General features: G+C 72.6%; 18 protein-coding genes and 1 riboswitch. Of the genes, 7 read left to right on the top strand and 11 right to left on the bottom strand.

Features of this window, described 5'->3' with window-relative positions; genetic code table 11:
• Positions 1-78 precede the first annotated feature (78 nt).
• A complete protein-coding gene (locus ACQP26_RS28155; protein ID WP_433494415.1) occupies positions 79-1,410 on the top strand; it encodes a hypothetical protein in 1,332 nt (443 codons plus the stop codon).
• A 58-nt stretch (positions 1,411-1,468) separates the two neighbouring features.
• Here the strand turns inward: ACQP26_RS28155 and ACQP26_RS28160 are convergent, their stop codons facing one another.
• Positions 1,469-1,987: a DUF1877 family protein gene (locus ACQP26_RS28160; protein WP_433496214.1), complete on the bottom strand. Its 519-nt coding sequence runs from the start codon at positions 1,985-1,987 to the stop codon at positions 1,469-1,471.
• Positions 1,988-2,058: 71 nt separating this feature from the next.
• Between ACQP26_RS28160 and ACQP26_RS28165 the strand changes: the two genes are divergently transcribed.
• Both ACQP26_RS28165 and ACQP26_RS28170 read left to right on the top strand, forming a co-directional pair.
• Positions 2,059-2,985 (top strand): GNAT family N-acetyltransferase, encoded by a 927-nt coding sequence (locus tag ACQP26_RS28165; RefSeq protein ID WP_433494416.1) that lies wholly within the window; start codon positions 2,059-2,061, stop codon positions 2,983-2,985.
• A gap of 70 nt (positions 2,986-3,055) precedes the next feature.
• A complete protein-coding gene (locus ACQP26_RS28170; protein WP_433494417.1) occupies positions 3,056-3,298 on the top strand; it encodes a hypothetical protein in 243 nt (80 codons plus the stop codon).
• A 69-nt stretch (positions 3,299-3,367) separates the two neighbouring features.
• Here ACQP26_RS28170 and groL read toward each other — a convergent pair whose 3' ends face one another.
• The 3 genes from groL to ACQP26_RS28185 all read right to left on the bottom strand — a co-directional run bounded on the left by groL (position 3,368) and on the right by ACQP26_RS28185 (position 7,000).
• Positions 3,368-4,990 carry a chaperonin GroEL gene (gene groL, locus ACQP26_RS28175; RefSeq protein WP_018787968.1) on the bottom strand — a complete coding sequence of 541 codons (1,623 nt, stop codon included), beginning with the start codon at positions 4,988-4,990 and terminating at the stop codon, positions 3,368-3,370.
• A gap of 275 nt (positions 4,991-5,265) precedes the next feature.
• Positions 5,266-6,687 (bottom strand): hypothetical protein, encoded by a 1,422-nt coding sequence (locus ACQP26_RS28180; protein ID WP_433494418.1) that lies wholly within the window; start codon positions 6,685-6,687, stop codon positions 5,266-5,268.
• A 109-nt stretch (positions 6,688-6,796) separates the two neighbouring features.
• Positions 6,797-7,000 carry a cold-shock protein gene (locus ACQP26_RS28185; RefSeq protein WP_013288855.1) on the bottom strand — a complete coding sequence of 68 codons (204 nt, stop codon included), beginning with the start codon at positions 6,998-7,000 and terminating at the stop codon, positions 6,797-6,799.
• A gap of 218 nt (positions 7,001-7,218) precedes the next feature.
• Between ACQP26_RS28185 and ACQP26_RS28190 the strand changes: the two genes are divergently transcribed.
• Positions 7,219-7,734 carry a GNAT family N-acetyltransferase gene (locus ACQP26_RS28190; RefSeq protein WP_269703792.1) on the top strand — a complete coding sequence of 172 codons (516 nt, stop codon included), beginning with the start codon at positions 7,219-7,221 and terminating at the stop codon, positions 7,732-7,734.
• A 73-nt stretch (positions 7,735-7,807) separates the two neighbouring features.
• Here ACQP26_RS28190 and paaN read toward each other — a convergent pair whose 3' ends face one another.
• The 4 genes from paaN to ACQP26_RS28210 form a co-directional block, all read right to left on the bottom strand.
• Positions 7,808-9,481, bottom strand: coding sequence for a phenylacetic acid degradation protein PaaN (paaN, locus tag ACQP26_RS28195; RefSeq protein ID WP_433494419.1), 1,674 nt, complete (start codon positions 9,479-9,481; stop codon positions 7,808-7,810).
• A gap of 52 nt (positions 9,482-9,533) precedes the next feature.
• Entirely contained in the window at positions 9,534-10,553 is a 1,020-nt protein-coding gene (locus tag ACQP26_RS28200; RefSeq protein WP_433494420.1) for an N-acetyltransferase family protein, read from the bottom strand.
• 296 nt (positions 10,554-10,849) lie between these two features.
• Positions 10,850-12,139, bottom strand: coding sequence for a threonine synthase (thrC, locus tag ACQP26_RS28205; protein ID WP_433494421.1), 1,290 nt, complete (start codon positions 12,137-12,139; stop codon positions 10,850-10,852).
• 12 nt (positions 12,140-12,151) lie between these two features.
• Positions 12,152-12,284, bottom strand: a riboswitch (SAM riboswitch).
• A 72-nt stretch (positions 12,285-12,356) separates the two neighbouring features.
• On the bottom strand, positions 12,357-13,331 hold the full coding sequence (locus ACQP26_RS28210; RefSeq protein WP_433494422.1) for a DMT family transporter: 975 nt from the start codon (positions 13,329-13,331) through the stop codon (positions 12,357-12,359).
• A gap of 89 nt (positions 13,332-13,420) precedes the next feature.
• On the opposite strand from ACQP26_RS28210, the gene ACQP26_RS28215 reads away from it, so the two are divergent.
• Together ACQP26_RS28215 and ACQP26_RS28220 are read left to right on the top strand one after the other, a co-directional pair.
• Entirely contained in the window at positions 13,421-13,729 is a 309-nt protein-coding gene (locus ACQP26_RS28215; protein WP_269703783.1) for an ArsR/SmtB family transcription factor, read from the top strand.
• Between the two features lie 7 nt (positions 13,730-13,736).
• Positions 13,737-14,375 carry a DUF4232 domain-containing protein gene (locus ACQP26_RS28220; RefSeq protein WP_433494423.1) on the top strand — a complete coding sequence of 213 codons (639 nt, stop codon included), beginning with the start codon at positions 13,737-13,739 and terminating at the stop codon, positions 14,373-14,375.
• 54 nt (positions 14,376-14,429) lie between these two features.
• On the opposite strand, the gene ACQP26_RS28225 is transcribed toward ACQP26_RS28220, so the two are convergent.
• The 3 genes from ACQP26_RS28225 to ACQP26_RS28235 form a co-directional block, all read right to left on the bottom strand.
• Complete coding sequence (locus tag ACQP26_RS28225) at positions 14,430-14,876, bottom strand: DoxX family protein (protein ID WP_269703779.1); 447 nt, start codon at positions 14,874-14,876, stop codon at positions 14,430-14,432.
• A gap of 152 nt (positions 14,877-15,028) precedes the next feature.
• Entirely contained in the window at positions 15,029-15,946 is a 918-nt protein-coding gene (locus ACQP26_RS28230; RefSeq protein ID WP_269703777.1) for an ABC transporter permease subunit, read from the bottom strand.
• Entirely contained in the window at positions 15,946-18,807 is a 2,862-nt protein-coding gene (locus tag ACQP26_RS28235; RefSeq protein WP_433494424.1) for an alpha/beta fold hydrolase, read from the bottom strand. The genes ACQP26_RS28230 and ACQP26_RS28235 overlap by 1 nt, the downstream gene beginning before the upstream one ends.
• 372 nt (positions 18,808-19,179) lie before the next feature.
• On the opposite strand from ACQP26_RS28235, the gene ACQP26_RS28240 reads away from it, so the two are divergent.
• Positions 19,180-20,361, top strand: a complete 1,182-nt coding sequence (locus tag ACQP26_RS28240) for a hypothetical protein (protein WP_281579627.1) — start codon at positions 19,180-19,182, stop codon at positions 20,359-20,361.
• Positions 20,362-20,454: the final 93 nt, after the last annotated feature.

Raw genomic sequence — 20,454 nt, forward strand, 5'->3', positions numbered from 1 at the left:
CCGCCCGGTAGGTACCACCCCGGACCGCCGCAACGGAAGAAGTCGAAGCGCTGGATCTGGATCACCCTGAGTTCCCTCATGGCGGTCGTCCTGCTCTGCGTGGGCGGCGCCTTCGCCCTGCGCAACTACAACCTGGAACGGTCCGCCGACCGGGCCGCCGCCTACGAGGAGAAGAACAACCCGGTCAAGCGGGAGCTTGTCGACCGCCTGCTGGCCGAGCACACCCGGGCGCTCAAGGACCGGGATCTGAAGGCGTTCCTGGCACCCTTCGACCCGGCCGACAAGTTGCTGGTCGCCGACCAGACCCGGGTCTTCCACAACCTCACCAAGATCCCCTTCGGCGAGGCGACCTTCGCCAACCGGACCATGGGTGACGTCACGCCGCTCGGCGCGGGGTTCACCTTCGACCTGATGGTGGGGTTCCTCCACCGGATCGGTGAGTACGACCGCGCGCCGATCGAGCGGAGGTACTTCTGGAAGGTCGTGCAGAACGAGAGGAACGGCCCGCTCAAGGTCACTGCGATCGACAAGATCCCGGCCGGGTTCAAGGCGTCGGACGACGATTTCTACCCCACCCCCTGGGACAAGTGGGACAACGTCCACGTCGAGAAGACCGCACACACCCTGCTGATCGTCGACGGTTCACTGCGCGCCCAGGCCCGGCGTCACGCGCCGAGCCTCGAGGCGGCGGCCGTCAAGAACATCGCCGCGTGGAAGGCCGCAGGAGTGGAGGGTGACGTCCCGTCGGGCTTCGTCGTCTCACTCGTGAAGGGCAGGAAGGAACAGGGGACATTGTGGCGTGTGGCCGATGAGCCGCCCACGGAGGCAGGCATTTCCATCGGCATGGCCACCGCGGAGTACGACGCGAAGATGGAGCGGCTGGACGGCCCGCTCGTCGCCGGCAGCCGGGTGGTGATCGACCTCAACACCTCATACTTCACTGCCGCGCACCCCGACGGCCCGCCGATCATCTTCCGGCACGAGCTCGCCCACTCGATGATGGCGACCCTCACCGCCGTCGACAGGACCGGAACCGGACACCCTGGGCGGACCATGTGGACGGTCGAGGGATTCGCCGAGTACATGGCCTATTCGCCCAAGCCGTGGACCGCGAGCAAGAGCATTCCGGAAGGCAGGCGACAACTGCGCGCCGACCGCGGCGAGGTGTCGTTGCCCGACAACCGGGTCTGGGATTCGTCGTCCGCGGGCCGGTTGAACTACCACTACCTGCTGGGCCATTCGGCGATGGACTACATCGCCGGGAAGTACGGCGAGCAGAAGCTCTTCCAGTTCGTCGCCGGGAACTACCGGGGCAAATCGGTCGAGGACCTGACCCAGGAACTGTTCGGCGTCTCGTACCAGGAGTTCGAGCGGCAGTGGGCCGCGCACGTCAGCGGCACGTTGCGCTGAACCTGACCCGGTGGTGGCCGGCGTGATCGTCACGCCGGCCACCCCGGTGCCCCGCCGGTCAGTCGAGCCAGCAGATGACCGCGTCGCCGGCCTTCGCGGCGGCGGCGAAGAAGTCCCGCGCGTACGGCAGGTGATGGGTGACCCAGCTCAGCTCACCGTCGCGGTCCCAGATCAGCGGGTAGATGTTCGCCGCGGTCAGCTCGGCCAGGTCGACGCCGCGCACCAGATCCTCCTCAGTGATCCCGGCCAGCTCGGTCGCCGCCTGGGCCACCTGCTCCGGGGTCAGAAAGGAGGGCGGGCCGTAGCCCCAGTCGTAGGCGTCGAGGAACTCCGCCCAGTCCGTGCCCTCCGGGAGCGCGTCGGGCAGCGCGACGAGCAGGTCTCCCCCGGTGATCACCGGCACCGTGACGCCGAGCCGCTCCAGCAGGAACTCCAGCGCCTGCCACGCCTTTCCGGTGCCGGCGTACCGTTCGTCCTCGGCGTCGGCCGCCGCCTGCGCCGACTCGTACGCCCAGTCGTGGTCTGCTCTGGCCCGGGTCAGTTCGTCAGGCGTCACCCGCAGCCAGTTCCCGTTCATGCTCACGAGCGCGCAGCTTAGGGGCCGGGTGCGACACCGCCGACCGGCCGGGGGCGCTACCGTCGGCAGCCATGAACGTGGAGATCACCGAGCTGCCGCCCGAGCCGTCGCCTGCGGTCGTCGACCTGTGCCGGCGAGCGCTCGACCTGCCCGAGGACGCGGCCGAGGCACCGAGCATCGTGGACACGCTCACCGGGCGGGCGGCGGCGCACCGCCCGGTCGTGATGCTCGGCGCGGTCCGCCACGGCGCGCTTGTCGGCGTCCTCGTCGGGTCGCTGTCGGCGGCCGATCCGCGCCTCGGCCACGTCGACCTGGTCGCGGTCGCGCCGACGGAGCGCCGCCAGGGCGTGGGCGGGGCACTGCTGAGCGAGGCGGAGAGCCGCCTCGGCGCGCTCGGCGCCGCCGAGGTGCTGCTCGCCGGCAACCCGCCGCACTACGTCTGGCCCGGCATCGACGTGCGCTACACCCCGGCGGTCTGCGCCGCGCAGCGGCTCGGCTACCGGCAGGACCGTACCGCCTGGAACATGACCGCCGAGCTGGCCGAGGGGTCGGCGGCGCTGCGCTCCACCGAGGCCGCCGAGCAGCGGCTGGCCGGGCGGGGCGTGACCGTACGCCGTGGCACCTCCGACGACCTGCCGGCGCTCGCCGCGTTCGCCCGGTCCACGTTCGGCGGCACCTGGGACGGTGAGCTGGCCGGTTCGGTGGGGCGGCCGGACGCGGGAGTGCACGTCGCCGAGCGGGACGGCGAGATCCTCGGGTTCGCCGCGTACGGGTCGGCGCGGCCGAGCTGGTTCGGGCCGATGGGCACCGCACCGGCGGCGGAGGGCTCCGGGATCGGCGGCGTGCTGTTGCGGCGCTGCCTGCGCGACCAGGCGGCCGCCGGGATCACCGCGGCACAGATCGGCTGGGTGGGGCCGGTGCCGTTCTACTCGAACGCGGCGGGGGCCCGGATCGAGCGGGTGTTCTTCCTCTACCGGAAAGCCATTAACAGGGCATAAACGTCAATAGCGCCATTCGGCCTCCTTCGCCATCGACCGGGCTCTACGGTCGGAGCAGAGGAGGCGGTGCATGACCACGAATGACGAACGGGCCGAGGATCCCACGGCGGGCCGGCGCCCGGCCGACGAGCTTCCCGGCCAGCTCCCGTTCGACCGGCTCGACATCGGCGACGCCGAACAGCTCGCCGAGCTGACCGGCGCCGACGGGCCAACAATTGAGGAGCCACGGCAACCGGTGGACGAGCCGAGGCGGCTGCCACCGCCGTACGACAGGGCGCACAAGCGGCGCAACCAGCGCCCGCTGCCCACCTGACGCGTACGCGGAAAGGGGGCGGACCGCTGACGCGGCCCGCCCCCTTCGGCGTACTGGATGGAGCTGGACTCAGAAGTCCATCTCCCCGCCACCCGGGCCCGCCGGGGCGGCCGGGGTCTTCTCCGGCTTGTCCGCCACGACGGCCTCGGTGGTGAGGAACAGCGCGGCGATCGAGGCGGCGTTCTGCAGCGCGGAACGCGTCACCTTGGCCGGGTCGATGATGCCCGCGGCCAGCAGGTCCACGTACTCGCCGGTCGCGGCGTTGAGGCCGTGACCCGGGTCGAGGTTGCGGACCCGCTCGACGACGACGCCACCCTCCATGCCGGCGTTGACGGCGATCTGCCGCAGCGGGGCGTCCAGCGCGATCTTGACGATCTGCGCGCCGGTCGCCTCGTCACCGGCCAGGTCCAGCTTGTCGAAGGCGGTCTTGCCGGCCTGCACCAGCGCGACGCCACCACCCGGGACGATGCCCTCCTCGACGGCGGCCTTCGCGTTGCGGACGGCGTCCTCGATGCGGTGCTTGCGCTCCTTCAGCTCGACCTCGGTGGCCGCGCCGACCTTGATCACCGCAACACCGCCGGCCAGCTTGGCCAGACGCTCCTGCAGCTTCTCCCGGTCGTAGTCGGAGTCGCTCTTGTCGATCTCGGCCCGGATCTGGTTCACCCGGCCCTGGATCTGCTCGGCGTCACCGGCACCGTCGACGATGGTGGTCTCGTCCTTGGTCACCACGACCTTGCGGGCGCGGCCCAGCATCTCGAGGCCGGTCGCGTCCAGCTTGAGGCCGACCTCCTCGCTGATGACCTGGCCACCGGTGAGGATGGCGATGTCGGTCAGCATGGCCTTGCGGCGGTCACCGAAGCCCGGCGCCTTGACGGCGACCGACTTGAAGGTGCCACGGACCTTGTTGACCACCAGGGTGGCGAGGGCCTCGCCCTCCAGGTCCTCGGCGATGATCAGCAGCGGCTTGCCCGACTGCATGACCTTCTCCAGGATCGGGAGCAGGTCCTTCACCGACGAGATCTTGCTGTTGACGATCAGGATGTACGGGTCGTCGAAGACGGCCTCCATACGCTCCGGGTCGGTCATGAAGTAGGCGGAGATGTAGCCCTTGTCGAAGCGCATGCCCTCGGTGAGCTCGAGCTCCAGGCCGAAGGTGTTGCTCTCCTCGACGGTGATGACACCTTCCTTGCCCACCTTGTCCATCGCCTCGGCGATGATCTCGCCGACGCTGGGGTCGGCGGCGGAGATGGAGGCGGTGGAGGCGATCTGCTCCTTGGTCTCCACGTCCTTGGCGAGCTTGAGCAGCTCCTCCGAGACGTTGGCCACGGCCGCCTCGATGCCCCGCTTCAGGGCCATCGGGTTGGCGCCGGCGGCCACGTTGCGCAGACCCTCACGAACCAGGGCCTGGGCCAGGACGGTCGCCGTCGTCGTGCCGTCACCGGCGACGTCGTCGGTCTTCTTCGCGACCTCCTTGACCAGCTCGGCGCCGATCTTCTCGTACGGGTCCTCGAGCTCGATCTCCTTGGCGATGCTCACACCATCGTTGGTGATGGTGGGGGCACCCCACTTCTTCTCGAGCACGACGTTGCGGCCCTTGGGGCCGAGGGTCACCTTCACGGCGTCGGCGAGCTGGTTCATGCCCCGCTCGAGGCCGCGGCGCGCCTCTTCGTCGAACGCGATCATCTTGGCCATACGGCGTTGTCCTCCTGGACACTCACGGGCCACCCGGGATGCCCGGATGGGCCGTCTGGTGTACGCACCTTGGGGACGTCGCCACCTGGCGACGACGACGTCTCCTCGGTCGGGCCGGACAGCCCGCGACGACCGGCCTCGTACCGCTCCGGCGCCCCTTCGGACACCGGCGCGGCCGTGGCCCTACCGCCCCGACCTTCTGGCACTCACCGTACGCGAGTGCCAATGACTTGTTTAGCACTCTCCCTAGCCGAGTGCAAGCACGACAGCCCCGCTCAGCCGAGTTCCGCCGCCAGCCGGGCCGCGTTCACCGGGCCTTCCTGAGCCCGCTGTTCGGCGTACGTGACGACCAGCCCGACCTGCTGCGCCAGGTAGGCCGGAGTGGCCAGCAGGGCGCCGAACACGGCCAGCACCACGGCGCCGATCGCGGTGCCGACGGCGTTCATCGGCTCGACACCGAACGCCGCCCCGCTGATAGCGCCCACCACGGCGTCGAGCACCGTCGCCGCGAGGAGCACCGCGATCACCAGCGCGACCCGGCCCAGCACCATGCCGAACCGGTTGTGGAACATCCGCCACGCCCGCCCGATGGGCTCCCGCCGCTCGAACAGGTAGACCGGGCCGAACAGGGCCAGCGCGAACGTGACGTAGATGCCGGGCAGCAGGCACAAACAGGTGCCGAGCATGGCCAGCAGCGAGACCAGGAGGGTCCAGCCCCACAGGCCGAGGGCACGGCGCATCCCGTACCGGAAGGCGGCGCCGAGTCCGGTCGGCTCACCGGCCGCCTGACGGGCGACCACCCAGGTGCCGGCGGCCCAGCCCGTCGCCTGGAGCAGGCCGAAGACCAGCCCGGCGGCCAGGAGCACGCCGTAGAAGGCGAACATCTGCCCCCAGAAGCCGGCCGGCAGCGCCGGTGCGCCGTCCGGTGCGGTCGCCAGCTCGCCCTCCGGGCTGAAGACGAGCGTGAGGACTCCGATCACCGAAGCCGGGAGCACCTGGGTGAGCAGCACGATCGGCAGCAGCTGCCGCCAGCCGCGCCGCAGCGCGGCGGTACAGCGGGCGAACCAGGGACCGATGCCCGCGTGCGGCGGGTTGACGAGCGGATCCTGCGGGTCGATGCCGGGGAACCAGCCGGCGTACGCGCCGGGACCGGCCTGCATCGGGTACGCCGCGCCAGGCATCGGATAGGCCGGGTACGCGGGGCCGCCCCAGCCCGGGGGCGGGGTGCCCGGCGGCGCATTCCAGCCCTGCGGTGGGGTTCCCGGCGTGTTCCAGCCGTGCGGCGGAGTACCCGGCGCGCTCGAGCCGTGCGGTGGGGTGCCCGGCGCGGTCCAGCCCTGCGGCGGAGTACCGGGCGCGGTCCAGCCCTGTGCTGGCGTGCCCGGGGCGTTCGAGCCGGGCGGCGGGGGGCCCGGCGCGTACGAGCCGGGCGGGGCGCCCCAGGCGGGCTGGCCGGCCGGGTTCGGGGCGCCGGGCTGCGGGCTGTCGTACCCCGGCTGGGCAGGCACGATCGGTACGGGGCCGGTGTGACCGGCCCACGGGTCGGCGCCGGACGCGCCGGAGCCGGGCGGGGCCCCTCCGGTGGTCCCCGACGGCCCCGATGCCGGATCGGCGGCAGGAGGCGGGGGTGCGGTCGGGTCGGCCGGAGGGCCGGACGCCGCCGGCTCGGTGGCACCCGACGGGGGCAGATCGGACATGGGCCCTCCTCAGCGACTACGGCTGGAACGGCTCATGATCTTCCATGGTGGTGGACCGCACCGCAGCCCCCGGTCCGGGTCCGGCCGCGGGAGCACCGCCCGCCGCGGGTCAGGCGATGACGCGGACCCGCTCGGCCTGCGGACCCTTCTGCCCCTGCGCGATCTCGAACTCGACCCGCTGACCGTCGTCGAGCGCCTTGTAGCCGTCCATCTCGATCGCGGAGAAGTGGACGAAGACGTCCTGCCCGCCGTCGACGGCGATGAAGCCGTAGCCCTTTTCGGCGTTGAACCACTTCACGGTGCCCTGTGCCACGGTGCACTTCCTCACTCTGCGCGGCGTTCCAACACCCGGAGACCGGCGGACCGGCACCGGCGGCGCACCGGTTCAGCGATAGGTGACGCTGAATTCAGTGACCGAAATCGCACGCTACACGAGGCGTGACGGCGGCGCACGACCACAAATCGGGCATATTCCGGGGCGTACCCGGGCCTGTCGCACACCCTCGGCGGGCCGTCCGGTATGCATGCGGCATGACCAGCGCGACCACCACGACCACCGTCCGCCGGGTCCGGCCGGCGGACGCCGCCCGGATGCGGGCGCTCCGGCTGGAGATGCTGGCCGACTCCCCGCTGGCGTTCCTGGAGACGGTGGCCGAGGCCGCCGCCCTGCCGCACGCGGAGTACGCGGCCCGGGTCGCGGCCGTCTCCCGGGGCGACCACACCGCGCAGTTCGTGGCCGACCCGGGCGGCCGTCTGGTGGGCCACGCCGGCGGCATCGCCGCACCGGACGAGCCGGGCCTGACGCTCGTCTACGCGGTCTACGTGACCCCGGCCCGGCGGGGCACCGGCCTGCTGGCGGCGCTCGTCGACGAGGTGGCCGCCTGGTCGCGCGCCTGCGGACGGCCCGAGCTGATGATGGAGGTCGTGGTCGGCAACGAACGCGCCTACCGGGCGTATCAGAAGCTGGGCTTCGTGGACACCGGCGTACGGGTGCCGCACCCCCGGATCACCGGCCTGCACGAACTCCAGATGCGCCGGTCCGCCTGAGCCGGCGCGGCGTTGAGCGGCGTTAAAAAGGGGCCCCTCCTCTACCGGAGGCGTTAAGAAGGGGCCCCTCCTTTCAGGCGTGGCGGCGGCTCTGCACGATCCGGAACCGGTTGGCCACGTACGCGCCGTCGGTCAGCGCCGAGTTGGCCGCCGCGTTCGCGCCGGAGCCGTGGAAGTCGGAGAACGCGGCCGACTGGTTGACGAAGACACCGCCGGTCAGGTTGCAGGACAGGTGCACGCCGGCGTCGATCGCCGCCTTCTCGGCCTCGTCCAGCACCGCCTCGTCGGTGGAGTAGACGCCCGCTGTGAGCGCGCCCTTCTCCCCCACCGTCTCGCGCAGGATGCGCAGGCTGTGCTCGGTCGAGTCGGTGGCGATGGCGAACGAGATCGGCCCGAACCACTCCCGCGAGTACGTGGCGGTGTCGGAGGCGTCCAGCTTCACCACCGTCGGCGTACGCACCACCGCGCCGGGGAACGACGGGTGCTCGAGGGTGCGCGACTCCAGCACCGGCTCGCCAACCTTGGTGACCTCGTCCAGCCGCTCCAGCACGCCGTCGTTGACGATCGCGCCGGTCAGCTCGACGCCCCGGGCCGGGTCGGCGGTCAGCTTGGCGACCGCGCCGGCGATCCCGGCGGCCACCTCGTCGAAGCTCTTGTGCCCCTGGTCGGTCGAGATGCCGTCGCGCGGGATGAGCAGGTTCTGCGAGGTGGTGCACATCTGCCCGCTGTACAGCGTCAGCGTGAAGCCGAGGTTGCGGCAGAGCCCGGCGAAGTCGTCGGTGGAGTCGATCACCACCGTGTTCAGGCCGGCCTTCTCGGTGTAGACGGCGGCCTGCCGGGCGTTCGCCTCCAGCCAGTCGCCGTACTCGGTGGAGCCGGTGAAGTCGACGATCTTGACGGCCGGGTGCAGGGCCAGCGTGGTGGCCAGCTTCTCGCCGTCGGTCTCTGGGGCGAGCTGCACCAGGTTCGGGTCGAACCCGGCCTCGGCGAGCACCTGACGGGCGTACTTCACCGTGATCGCCAGCGGCAGCACCGCGCGCGGGTGCGGCTTCACCACCACCGGGTTGCCGGTGGCCAGCGAGGCGAACAGACCGGGGTACGAGTTCCAGGTCGGGAACGTGTTGCAGCCGATGACCAGCGCGACCCCGCGCGGCACCACGTGGAACGTCTTGGTCATCCGCAGCGGGTCGCCCTTGCCGGCGGCCTTCTCCCACCCGGCGGTCCCCGGGTGGCGGCTCATCTCGGCGTACGCGTAGGCGACCGCCTCCAGCGCGCGGTCCAGCGCGTGCGCGCCACCGGCCTGGAACGCCATCACGAACGCCTGACCGCTGGTGAACTGCACCGCGTTCGCCAGCTCGAAGATGTTCTTGTGCAGCCGGTCCAGGATCTCCAGGCAGACACCGACCCGGGTCTGCGGGCCGGCGTCCCGCCAGGCGGGCAGCGCCGTGCTCGCGGCGGACACCAACTGGTCGGCGCCCGCGTGCGGGTAGCGCACGTCCAGCGTCACCCCGAACGGGCTGACCTCGGTGGCCACGGTGGCGCCGTCACCGGCCTGGTCGAGCGGGAAGTCCCCGCCCAGGTACGCCTCGAAGGCGGCCTTGCCGTCGGCGGCTGCGGTCTCGCCGTACACCCGGGGGCTGGGCGACTCGGGGTAGGCCGACCAGTACCCGCGCTCCGCGATGGCGGTCAGCGCCCGGTCGAGGGTCTCGCGGTGCCTGTCGTACAGGGGGTGCGGGGTCTCCGTCATGCCCGCCATCATGCAACAGAAAGGCACCAGATCAGTAGGGGCGTGTCACAACTCAGATCGTCAACTGCCAGTCGACGGACCCGGCAGCCGGGCGGTACCCGAGCTGGTCGTTGATCGCGACCATGTGCCGGTTCGCTACCGCGTTCCAGGTGTCGACGGCCCGCAACGCCGGTTCGTGCGCCAGCGCGTACTCCAGGTTCCCGGCCTTGCAGAGCAGGCCGAGCCGGTGGCCGCGGTGGTCGGGGTCGACCAGCGTGATCTGCTGCCAGGCATGGTCCGTGCTGCTCGCGTCCAGGCTGAGCTGGGTCCAGCCGACCAGCCGGCCGGACGCCTCGTGCACCACGCCGGTGTTGTAGCGGCGTACGCCCCGGGCATCAAGCGCCCGCTCCGCGTCGCGTACCCGCGCGGCGTCCACCTGCTCCGGCTCCCAGTCCAGCTCACCCATCGGGGCGTCGAGCAGCAACCGGCCGTCCAGGTAGGCGACGTCCGCGACGTACTCCTCGGGGGTGTGGTCGCGCCACCGCACCGGCCGGTACCCGGTGGCCGCGGCGCCGGCCCCGGCCAGCAGCGCGGACAGCCGGTCGCGGTCGAGCCCGGCCACGTCGAGGCGACGGCGGACGTCGGCCAGCGCCGGTTTGGCGCCCGTGGCGGCGGCGAACGCGGCACCGGGGAAGACCCGGTCCTCCTGGCCGGGCAGCGCGGCGACCGTCGCGCCGACGAGGCGTTTGCCGCCGCGCTCCCGCAGCAACCGGACGCCGTGCTCGTGCAGCGTGCGCCCGATGCCGCGCCGCCGGTACGCCGGGTCCACGGTCAGCTCGACGCTGGCGTTCTCGGTGTTGTCGATCGTGTGCAGGTAGAGCCGGAGCCAGCCGACCGGCGTCCCGTCGAGGCGGGCCACCAGCCAGCGCGTGTCGATGCCGGGCATCGGGTGCGACAGCGGTGCCTCGAACCGCCGGCGGCAGGGGTCGGGCAGGTCGGGCTCGTCGACGGCCTGCGCGGCGCACGCGATCCGGTACACCGCGTCGAGCGTCTGCCGGTCGGCGGGATCCAGTGGCGTCACCGTCAGCGTCATGTCACCGAGGGTGCGCCGGACACAGCGAGGAGGCCAGCGGTTTTCCGCTGGCCTCCTCGGACGTTGGTCGGGAGGGACGTCCGCACAACGCCTCCGGCGTTGGGTCGCAAGAACTTGAAAAGTCTCCGGCGGATGCCCTCCCGCACGAAGCATCTTGCGCCGTCCGGTTCCTGCCGTCAAGTCCTTGAGGGCGGTTTTCTGGCACTCACCGCACATCACCGGTTACCCACCGGTCTCACTCGATCCCCCACCCGGGCGAGCCCACCTCCCCCACCCGGCCGAGGCCGGCTCCGGAGTCAGGCGAGGAGGCCGGCGTCGCGGGCGGCGCGGAGGCTGGGCTTGATGCGGTGGGTGGGGCCGACCTGGGCGGCCACCGCGTCGAGCGTCTTCAGGCCCTCGCCGGTGTTGAACACGACCGTCTCGGCGGCCGGGTCGAGCCGGCCGGACTCCACCAGCTTGCGCAGCACCGCGACCGTCACGCCGCCCGCCGTCTCGGCGAACACCCCTGTCGTACGGGCGAGCAGCCGGATGCCCTCACGGATCTCGTCGTCGTCGGCGTAGTCCATCCAGCCGCCGGTGCGGCGCACCGCCTCCAGCGCGTACAGCCCGGCGGCGGGGTCGCCGATGTTCAGCGACTTGGCGATGCCGGCCGGCTTGACCGGCGTGATCGTGTCGGTGTCGCCGTGCAGCGCGGTGGCGATCGGGTTGCAGCCGGCCGACTGCGCGCCGAACACCTTCCAGCCGCCGGCCGGCGCCTCGACCAGCCCGATCTCGACCAGCTCGGTGAACGCCTTGTCGATCTTGGTGAGCAGCTCGCCGCTGGCCATCGGGATGACCACCTGGGCCGGGATCCGCCAGCCGAGCTGCTCGGCCACCTCATAGCCGAGCGTCTTGGAGCCCTCCGCGTAGTAGGGCCGCACGTTGACGTTGACGAACGCGGTGTCCTCGAACTCGTCGGTCTCCACCAGCTCGCCGCAGAGCCGGTTCACGTCGTCGTACGAGCCGTCGATGGCGACCAGGTCACCGCCGTAGACGGCGGTGGTGACGACCTTGCCCTGCTCCAGGTCGCCGGGGATGAAGACGATCGACGGCACGCCGGCCCGGGCGGCGTGCGCGGCGACCGAGTTGGCGAGGTTGCCGGTGGAGGCGCAGGCGTACCGGCTGAAGCCGAGCGCCCGGGCCGCCGTGAGCGCGACCGAGACCACCCGGTCCTTGAACGAGTGGGTGGGGTTCGCGCTGTCGTCCTTGACCCAGAGCGGCGCGCTCAGCCCCAGCTCGGCCGCGAGGTTCGGGGCGGCGACGAGCGGGGTCAGCCCCGGGTCGAGGGTGACGCGGGTGGCCGGGTCCTGACCGGCGGGCAGCAGTGCGGCGTACCGCCAGATGTTCGCCGGACCGGCCTCGATCTGCTCCCGGGTGACGGTGGCCAGGGCGGCGGTGTCGTAGTCCACCTCGAGCGGCCCGAAACACTCGTAACAGGCGTGCTGGGCGGCCAGCGGGTAGCGCGCCGAGCAGGCACGGCAGACCAGGGCGCGGGCCGGGCTGAGGGTGGTGTCGATACCGGTGGCGACGGGAAGCGTCGACGTCATGTCGAGGAGTTCCTCTCATCTTTCCCCGCATCGCCGGGTGCGGCGGGGACGGAATTGGCACCTGCCCGCTGTCGCTCGTCGTCGAGCGCGCGGGTGGTTGCCGGGGCGTCGTCGGGCCGTATCCCTCAGCCCCTCTGGATGAGGTATTCAGTTGTGCCGCCGAGTCTATGCGCTGCTCACGGCCGCGCCACCTCGGGATCCCACGCTGTGGGCCGGCTCAACGTCCGACCACCGCCACCGGGTCCACCACCGCGGGCCGGTCCATCACCGCGACCGGCTCCGCCGCCGTCGTGGTCACCGCTGCCGAGCGGGTACGGGTGACGAGGTTCGCGGCAACCAGGGCGGCGACGGTCAGCCCGGCACCCACCAGCTCCACCGCGACCGGCCGGTATCCGCGCACGATCTGCACCGCGAACGTGGCCACCGGCACCAGGTTCATGAACAGTGCGGCATTGGCCGGGCCGAGCCGCCGGACGCCGGTGTTCCACGCCAGCACCGCGAGGACGGCGGCGACCAGCACCGCGTACGTGAGCTGGGGAGCGACAGCGGCGAGGTCGGCGGCGGACGGCGCGTGCTGGAGTCCGGTGAGGTCGGCGACGGCGCTGGCGCCGATCATCGCGACCATGCCCGCGACGGCGGTCAGCGTGGTGTAGCGCAGCGCGGACCACTCGGGGAACCGGCTCGCGCCGTGGGTGTAGAACGCCCAGCCGAGCACGGCGCCGATCATGAGCAGCCCGCCCCAGCCGAACTGGCCCAGCCCGTCGAGCCGGCCGCGGGTGATCACCAGGCCGACACCGGCCAGGGCGACGAGGGAGATGCCGAGCAGCGCCGGACGCGGGCGGACGCCGTCGCGCGCCCAGCGGACGAACTGGGTGACAAGCGGCACGGTGGCCGCGAACAGCGCGATCTGCTGCGGCGCGGCGTGGCCGAGGGCGAGGTTCATCAGCGTGTTGAACCCGGCGAAGCCGAGCGCGCCGAGGAGCACCACCTCGAGGCCGCGCCGCTGGGTGGCCAGGGCGGCCACCCCCTCGCGGGCCAGCAGCAGGGCGAGCAGCACGGCGGTGGCGAGCACGTACCGGGCGGCGGTCAGGTTGAGCGCGTCCACGCGGGTGAGCGCGCTGGCGAGCACCGGGAACATGACGCCCCAGCTGACCGCGGCGAAGATCGGGAGGGTGGCGTGACGGGAACGCATCGCAGCTCCTATGTTCGAGTACCGTCGAACCAACGCCCCGACTCTAGGAACTTGTTCGATGATTGTCGAACATGGGTTATCGTTGTCACATGGAGCTGCACGAGCCCGAGCTGCGCGAGGTGCCGGTCACCGCCGTCCTGGCGGCGCTGGCCGACGACGTCCGGCTGCAGATCGTGCGCGCGCTCGCGCCGGGCGGGGAACACGCCTGCGGCTCGTTCGAGTTCGGCGTCTCCAAGGCCACCCGCAGCCACCACCTCAAGGTGCTGCGGGAGGCCGGCCTGACCCGCACCCGGGTCGCCGGCACCACCCGCTACGTACGGCTGCGCCGCGAGGAGCTGGACCGCCTCTACCCGGGCCTGCTCGACGCGGTCCTCGCCGAACGTGGCCGGGTGGCATGATCGCCGGATGCGGAGAACGGCGCGCCTGATCGGCGCCCTCGCCGGCGTGACGCTGATGGCCGCCTGCGCCCCCGCCCAGAGACCTGCCGACGCGCTGCCCACGGTGCCGCCGCGCACGGCCTCCCCCTCCGCCGAGCCGACTCCCGCCGCCACCTGCTCCCCGGAGGGCATCGCGATCACCGAACGCGGGGTCAGCGCCGCGATGGGGCTGCGGGCACTGGGCCTGGAGCTGGTCAACTGCGGCGACCGGCCGTACGAACTGCGCGGCTATCCGGCGGTCGCGCTCCGGGACGCCGACGGCGACCCGGTCACGGTGCGGATCATTCCGGGCGCCAAGCCGATCACCTCCGGCTTCGACGCCCCGCCCACCCGGATCGTGCTGGCCCCCGGCGAGCGGGCCGGCGCGGCACTGATCTGGCGGAACCTGGTCACCGACGCGACGGTGCCGGCGACGAACGGCACCGAACTCGACGTCGCCCCGATCGCCGGCCGGCCGGCGTACCCGGTCGCCCTGAGCGGGCCGATCGACCTCGGCAACACCGGCCGGCTCGGTGTCAGCGCGTGGAAGCGCAGCAAGCCGTCCACCGACGCGCCCACTCCGGCCGTCCCGCCGTCGCCCACGACTCCGCCGGTCAATCCGCTGTAGCACCAGAGCCCGGCGGGGGAGCACCCGGCCGGGATCTGGTGAGCGGGCGACGGCTCAGACCGGCACCGAGGCCGGGGCCGCGGTGGGCTCCGCCGTGGTGGCACGCCGGCGGCTCAGCAGCGCGTCGAGCGCCCAGCTTCCCGGGCCGAGCACCGCGACCAGCAGGAACGACCAGCAGAAGAGCGCGGCCAGCTCGCCGCCGTTCTGCATCGGCATCAGGTGGTCCGGCTGGTGCACCACGAAGTACGCGTACGCCATCGAGCCGGAGGCGAGCAGCGCTGCCGGCCGGGTGAACAGGCCGACGAGCACCAGCCCGCCGCACACGAGCTGGATCAGCGCCGCCCACCAGCCGGGCCAGGTGGCGAACGGGACGGCCTCGCCGGAGCCTCGGTTGCCGCCGAGGACGCCGAATATCGACGCCGCGCCGTGGCATAGGAACAGCAACCCCACCACCGCGCGGAACAGGGACAGGACAGGGCCGCTGAGCTGGGTCGGGATCATGTGTGACCTCCTGGGACGAGTGTTTGACGGCTCCAGGATGGCGACCACATGTATCGATGTTAATCGATTTCTTTGCAGGCGGGACAATTGCATGGGAACGCTCCCATGATATGGGCCGGGCCGCCGCTGACGCGACCCCCTCCCGGGTCACCTCAGCTCGTGACGTCCTTACGGGTGAAACGCCAGAAGGCCACGCCCCAGAACAACGTGGCGTAGACGACCGCCGAGAACGCGCCCTTGACCACGTCGTCGGTCTGCATCGGCGTCGACAGCAACCCCAGCCAGGCGCTGCTGTAGTGGGTCGGCAGCAGGTTCCGCAGCCCGCCCAACGCGGTGATCTGGTCCAGGATGCTGGACAGGATCCAGAGCAGCACCGCCCCGCCGACCGCGCCCAGCGCGGCATCGGTGGTCACCGACAGCAGGAACGCCAGCCCGGCCACCACCAGCAGCACGACCGCCAGGTAGCCGAGCACGCCGAGCAGCCGTAGCAACCCGTCGGCCGGGGCCAGCTCCGCCGACACCTGGCTGCTCAGCGGCTTCCAGCCGTACCGGAGCGTGCCGGCGAGCAGCGCGGTGCCGGCGAGCAACAGCAGGGCCAGTCCGGAGTACGCGAGCGCGACGACCAGCTTCACCGCGAGCAGCCGGGCCCGGGGCACCGGCACCGCCAGCAGGTAGCGCAGGCTGCCCCAGCTCGCCTCGCTCGCCACCGTGTCGCCGCAGAACAGCGCCACCACCACGACCAGCAGGAACGACGCGGACACCAGGATCGAGAACAGGGTGAAGTTGAGCCCGCCCGAGGTGGCCAGGTCGGCCAGGCTGGAGAACTCGCCCCGCCCGCCGCCGTCGTCGTCCCCGGCGTCGAACTGGAACGCCACCAGGATGATCAGCGGCAGCAGCACCATGAAGCCCAGCGCGAGCTGGGTACGCCGGCGCGACGCCTGCCGCCGGAACTCCGCCGCGAACGGGAGCGTGGCCGAGGGCCGGTAACCGGCCGCCGCGCCGCCGGGGCCCGGCGCCGCCGTACCGGACGTGCCGCCACCAGGCGACGATGCCACAGACGAACCCGCCATCACCGGTCCCCGCTTCCCCGAGAGTTCTCGCCCACCAGGGCGAGGAACGCGTCCTCCAGGCGGCGCCGGGGCACCACCCGGTCCACCCCGATGCCGGCCCGGACCAGTTCGGCCACCACCTCGCTGCGGGCGGTGCCGTTCGTGTCGACCACCAGCCCGCCCTCGGTGTCGGGCAACACCCGTACGCCGTCGAGCCGGTCGAGCACCGTACGCGCCGCGTCCGGGTCGCTCACCTCGAACAGCACGCTCGGCGACTCGCCGACGATGTCCTCCACCGGGCCGGACGCCACGATCCGCCCCTTGTTCACCACCACCGCGTGCGTGCAGGTCTGCTCCACCTCGGCCAGCAGGTGGCTGGAGACCAGCACCGCCCGGCCGTCGGTGGCGTAACGCTGGAGCACCCGGCGCATCTCGGCGATCTGCGGCGGGTCCAGCCCGTCCGTCGGCTCGTCCAGCACGAGCAGCTCGGGCAGGCCGAGCATGGCCTGGGCGATGGCCAGCCGCTGCCGCATGCCGTGGCTGTACTTCTTCGTCCGCCGGTGCACCGAGTCACCCAGTCCGGCGATCTCCAGCGCCTCGTCGAAGTGCGCGTCCTCCCACGGCCGCCCGGTCGCCCGCCAGTACGCCTTCAGGTTGTCCAGGCCGGACAGGTGGGGCAGGAAGCCCGGCCCCTCGACCAGCGCGCCGATCCGGGACAGCACCGGTGAGCCCGGCACCAGCCGGTGACCGAAGACGTAGATCTCCCCGGCGGTGGGCTGGGTCAGCCCCATCAGCACCCGCAGCGTGGTCGTCTTGCCCGCGCCGTTGGGCCCGAGCAGGCCGACCACCTGACCGGGGTGCACCTCGAAGTCCACGTCGGAGACCGCGACGAAACCGTCCGCGTACTCCTTGCGCAGGTTGCGCACGGCGAGCGGGACGCCCGCGTACTCCGGGTGCACGGAGTCGTCCTGGCGGCGGTGCCGGCGGCGGGTGAGCAGCACGACCACGACGAGCCCGGCCACGATCACGGCGAGCAGGCCGGCCAGCGCCCAGCGCCAGATCGTGGCGGTGGTGGGGATCGGCGTGGCGTCGACGGTGGGCAGCGCGAGCGGTCCGTCCGCGAGCGCCACGGTGAGCACCGCCGGTTCGGCCGGCGAGGCGTACGCCTGGTCCGACGTCGCCACCACGAGCCGCAGCCGGTGCCCGGCCTCGACCCGCCGGACGATCCCCGGGAGCGTGACGGTGACCGGCGTGGCCGCCTCGACGGTGGCCGGCAGGCCGGTCAGGCGCACCGGCGCGACCAGGCCGGACGGCAGCGTGGACGCGCCCTGCGGGTCCACGTCGTAGAGCTTCACGAACAGCACCGCCTCACCGGTCGGTGAGGCCGCCCTGATCCGCACAGTGGGCGCGCCCACCACGTCGACCGGCTCGTCCAGCGGCGCCGACTCGAAGCGCGCGTGCTGGCCGGGGATGTCCCCCGCCACGCCGTCGAGCAGCGAGCCGAGCGCACCAGCGAACGGCACCGAGGAGATCGCCGCCGGGTTGCCGTTCGGCGGTACGGCGACCGGCTGGGGCGGCCCGGCGAGCGTCACCTCGCGGCGCTCCTGCCCGGCCAGGCCGGGGTAGTCGGCGATGCGGAAGCCGGTCGCCACCAGGCCCCGGTCGAGCGCGTCGAAGCCGGCGATGCGGGAGAACGTGAACGTGTCGCCGGGGGCCGCCCCGTCGCCCTTGACGTAGTGGTCGAGCCACTGCGCGGTCAGGAACTTCACCCGGTCCGAGTCGGAGGTGGGCCCGGAGCCGCCGTCGTGGCCGCCGGTGAACCAGGCGACCCGCACCGGCGTGCCGGCCGCGGCGATGCCCCGGGCGTTGGCGTCCGCCTCGGCCAGCGGGAACAGCGTGTCCGCCTCGCCCTGGACCAGCAGCGTCGGGGACTTGATCCGGTCCAGCACGCCGGCCGGCGACGACCGGCGCAGCAGTTCGACCGCCGCCGCGTCGGCCCGGCCGGTGGTGGCGATGCGCAGGTACGCGGCGCAGACGTCGGCGGCGAAGCGGCCGCAGGACGGGTCGGCGGCGCCGGCCGGCGCGCGACCGGAGCCGGTGCCCGGGCCGGCGCCCGGCTGCGGGCTCGGCGGACCGGCGGACTCGGGCGCGCCCTCCGGCGCGGCGGCGGTGGCCCCGGAGAGCCCGGCCGGACCGGAGCCGGCGTTGCCGCCGCCACCGAAGAAGATGCCGGCCCAGCCCTTCTTGAACACGCCGTCGGTGGGCTGCCGGCCGGTGCTCTCCGGCAGGAAGGCGCGGGACAGATCGTTCCAGGTGATCATCGGGACGATCGCGTCGACCCGCTGGTCCCGCGCGGCCAGCAGCAGCGCCAGGCCGCCGCCGTACGAGCCGCCGACCACACCGACCCGAGGGTCGCCGTCCGCGTCGAGGCGGATGTCCGGCCGCTGCGCCAGCCGGTCGAGCAGGCGCTGCGCGTCCCGCACCTCGTAGTCGGGGTTGTCCAGGTGGATCTGGCCGCCGCTGCGCCCGAAGCCGCGGGCGGTCCAGGTGAGCACCGCGTACCCGCGGGCCACCAGGTCCTCGGCGTCGGAGCGGACCGAGTCCTTGGTCCCGCCGAAGCCGTGCGCCAGCAGCACCGCCGGCACCCGGTTCGACGACGAGGCGCCCTCCGGCAGGTAGAGCGTGGTGTCCAGGTCCACCGGCTCGTCCCCGGAAGGGCCGGAGCGTACGGTCACCAGCGCCGACTCGGTCCGGAAGTCCGAGCCCTGCGGCCGGGCCGCCCAGACCAGCGCGGCGGCGACGAGGACGACCACCACGGCGGCGACGGTGCGGCGCGGACGGCCGGCCAGGGCGCGCCGGAGCCGCGCGGCGGTTGATCTCATGCGCACACGGTACGGGCCGGCGGCTGAGCATTCGCTGAGATCCGCCGTACGTCTGTCCGGTTGCACCGTTCGTCGCGTAGCGTGCGTCATCCGCCAAAGGTCCAGAGCATCCCAGCGCGGCGAATTCGGATCATGTGAATTCACATCTAGGGCGCAAACCATCGTCGATGTCATTTCTCGGCAACACGATCACACGCTACGTACCTTTCGCCCTGACACACGGTCACCCAAAATGGACTGACGTGAAGCCGACTCATCGGCCGAGGTCTCACCCGCGTCCGGTTCGGCTACTTTTCCGGTCCGGTGCACGGGACTGCGTACGGCGACCTCCCGGGGCACCGATCGCCCCGCCGTCGCCGGAGGAGACACACCATGACAGTCCCCGCGCCGCGGGTCCGTCGGCGGCCCGCCGTACCGGGCCGTACGCTCGCCCTGGTTCTGGTGCTGGCGTTGCTGGCCCCGCTCGGGCTGATCTTCGTCCAGGCCGAACGCGACTACGCCGACGACCACGACCTGGTGAGCCGGGAACGCCTCGGCGTCCGCTACCTGCGGGCCCTCGGGCCGATCACCGACTCCCTGGTGGAGGCCCAGGCCATCGCCGTCGCCGAGGGGGCCGTCTCCCGGGCCTCGCTCGCCACCGCCATCGAGGGCGTCGCGGCGGTGGACAGCGCCGTCGGCGACGAACTGCGCACCCACGAGCGCTGGGCCGGGCTGCGGGCCAAGCTGGAGGCGCTGCCGGACCGCGGGTTCGGTGACGCCGAGTCGGCGTACCGGGCCTACGGCGAGGCGTCCGACCTGCTCCTGGCGCTCTACCGCAAGGTGCGGGAGAGCTCCGGCCTGATCCGCGACCCCCGCTCCGACTCGTTCTTCCTCCAGGACGGCATCGGTGGGGACCTGCCCACCGCGACGGTGCTGGCCGGCCGCCTCGTCGACCTGGCCCGGCTGTCCGCCAAGCGCCCCGCCGCCGACCGCGCGCGGACGGGCGCGGAGCTGGCCGAACTGCGGGTCGCCGCGCTCGGCCCCGCCACCGACCTGGTCGCGGACCTGCGGTCGGCGGTGGACAACTCGGAGAGCACCGAACTGGGCGCCAACGTGCTCACCCCGCTGGACACCTACCAGCGTTCACTCGAGACGTTCTCGGTCTACTCGGCGCCCGGCGCCGGCCGGTCCGCCCCGGGCACCGACCAGCTCACCCGCGCCGGGCTCAGCGCACAGAACGCCGCCAAGCAGCTCCGCACCGTCATCCTCGACCAGCTCGACAAGCTGCTGAGAGAGCGGCTCGAGGCCCTCGAGCGGGACCGGCTGCTCGGCCGGATCGCCGCCGGGGCGGCGGTGGCGCTGATCGCCGGGATCGTGGCGCTGCACGTGGTCGCGGCGCGCCGGGACCGGTCCCGGGGCACCGCACCGACCGGACGGGAGCCGGCCGCTGCCGGACCGGCGCCGACCGTCCACGCCGCCCCGCCGCCCGCCGCGTCCGACGCCGACCGCCAGCCGGTCGCGGTGGGACACGGTGGCGACGCCGATCGGTGGAGGCCGTTCGATGCTGCTCGGTAAGTTACGCATCCGGGGCAAGCTCGCCCTGCTGGTGATCATCCCCCTGCTCAGCATGGTCGGGCTGGCCGTACCGGTCGTCATCGACCGGGTGTC

It is taken from the genome of Micromonospora sp. CA-248089 (genome assembly GCF_050948515.1).
Taxonomy (GTDB): domain Bacteria; phylum Actinomycetota; class Actinomycetes; order Mycobacteriales; family Micromonosporaceae; genus Micromonospora.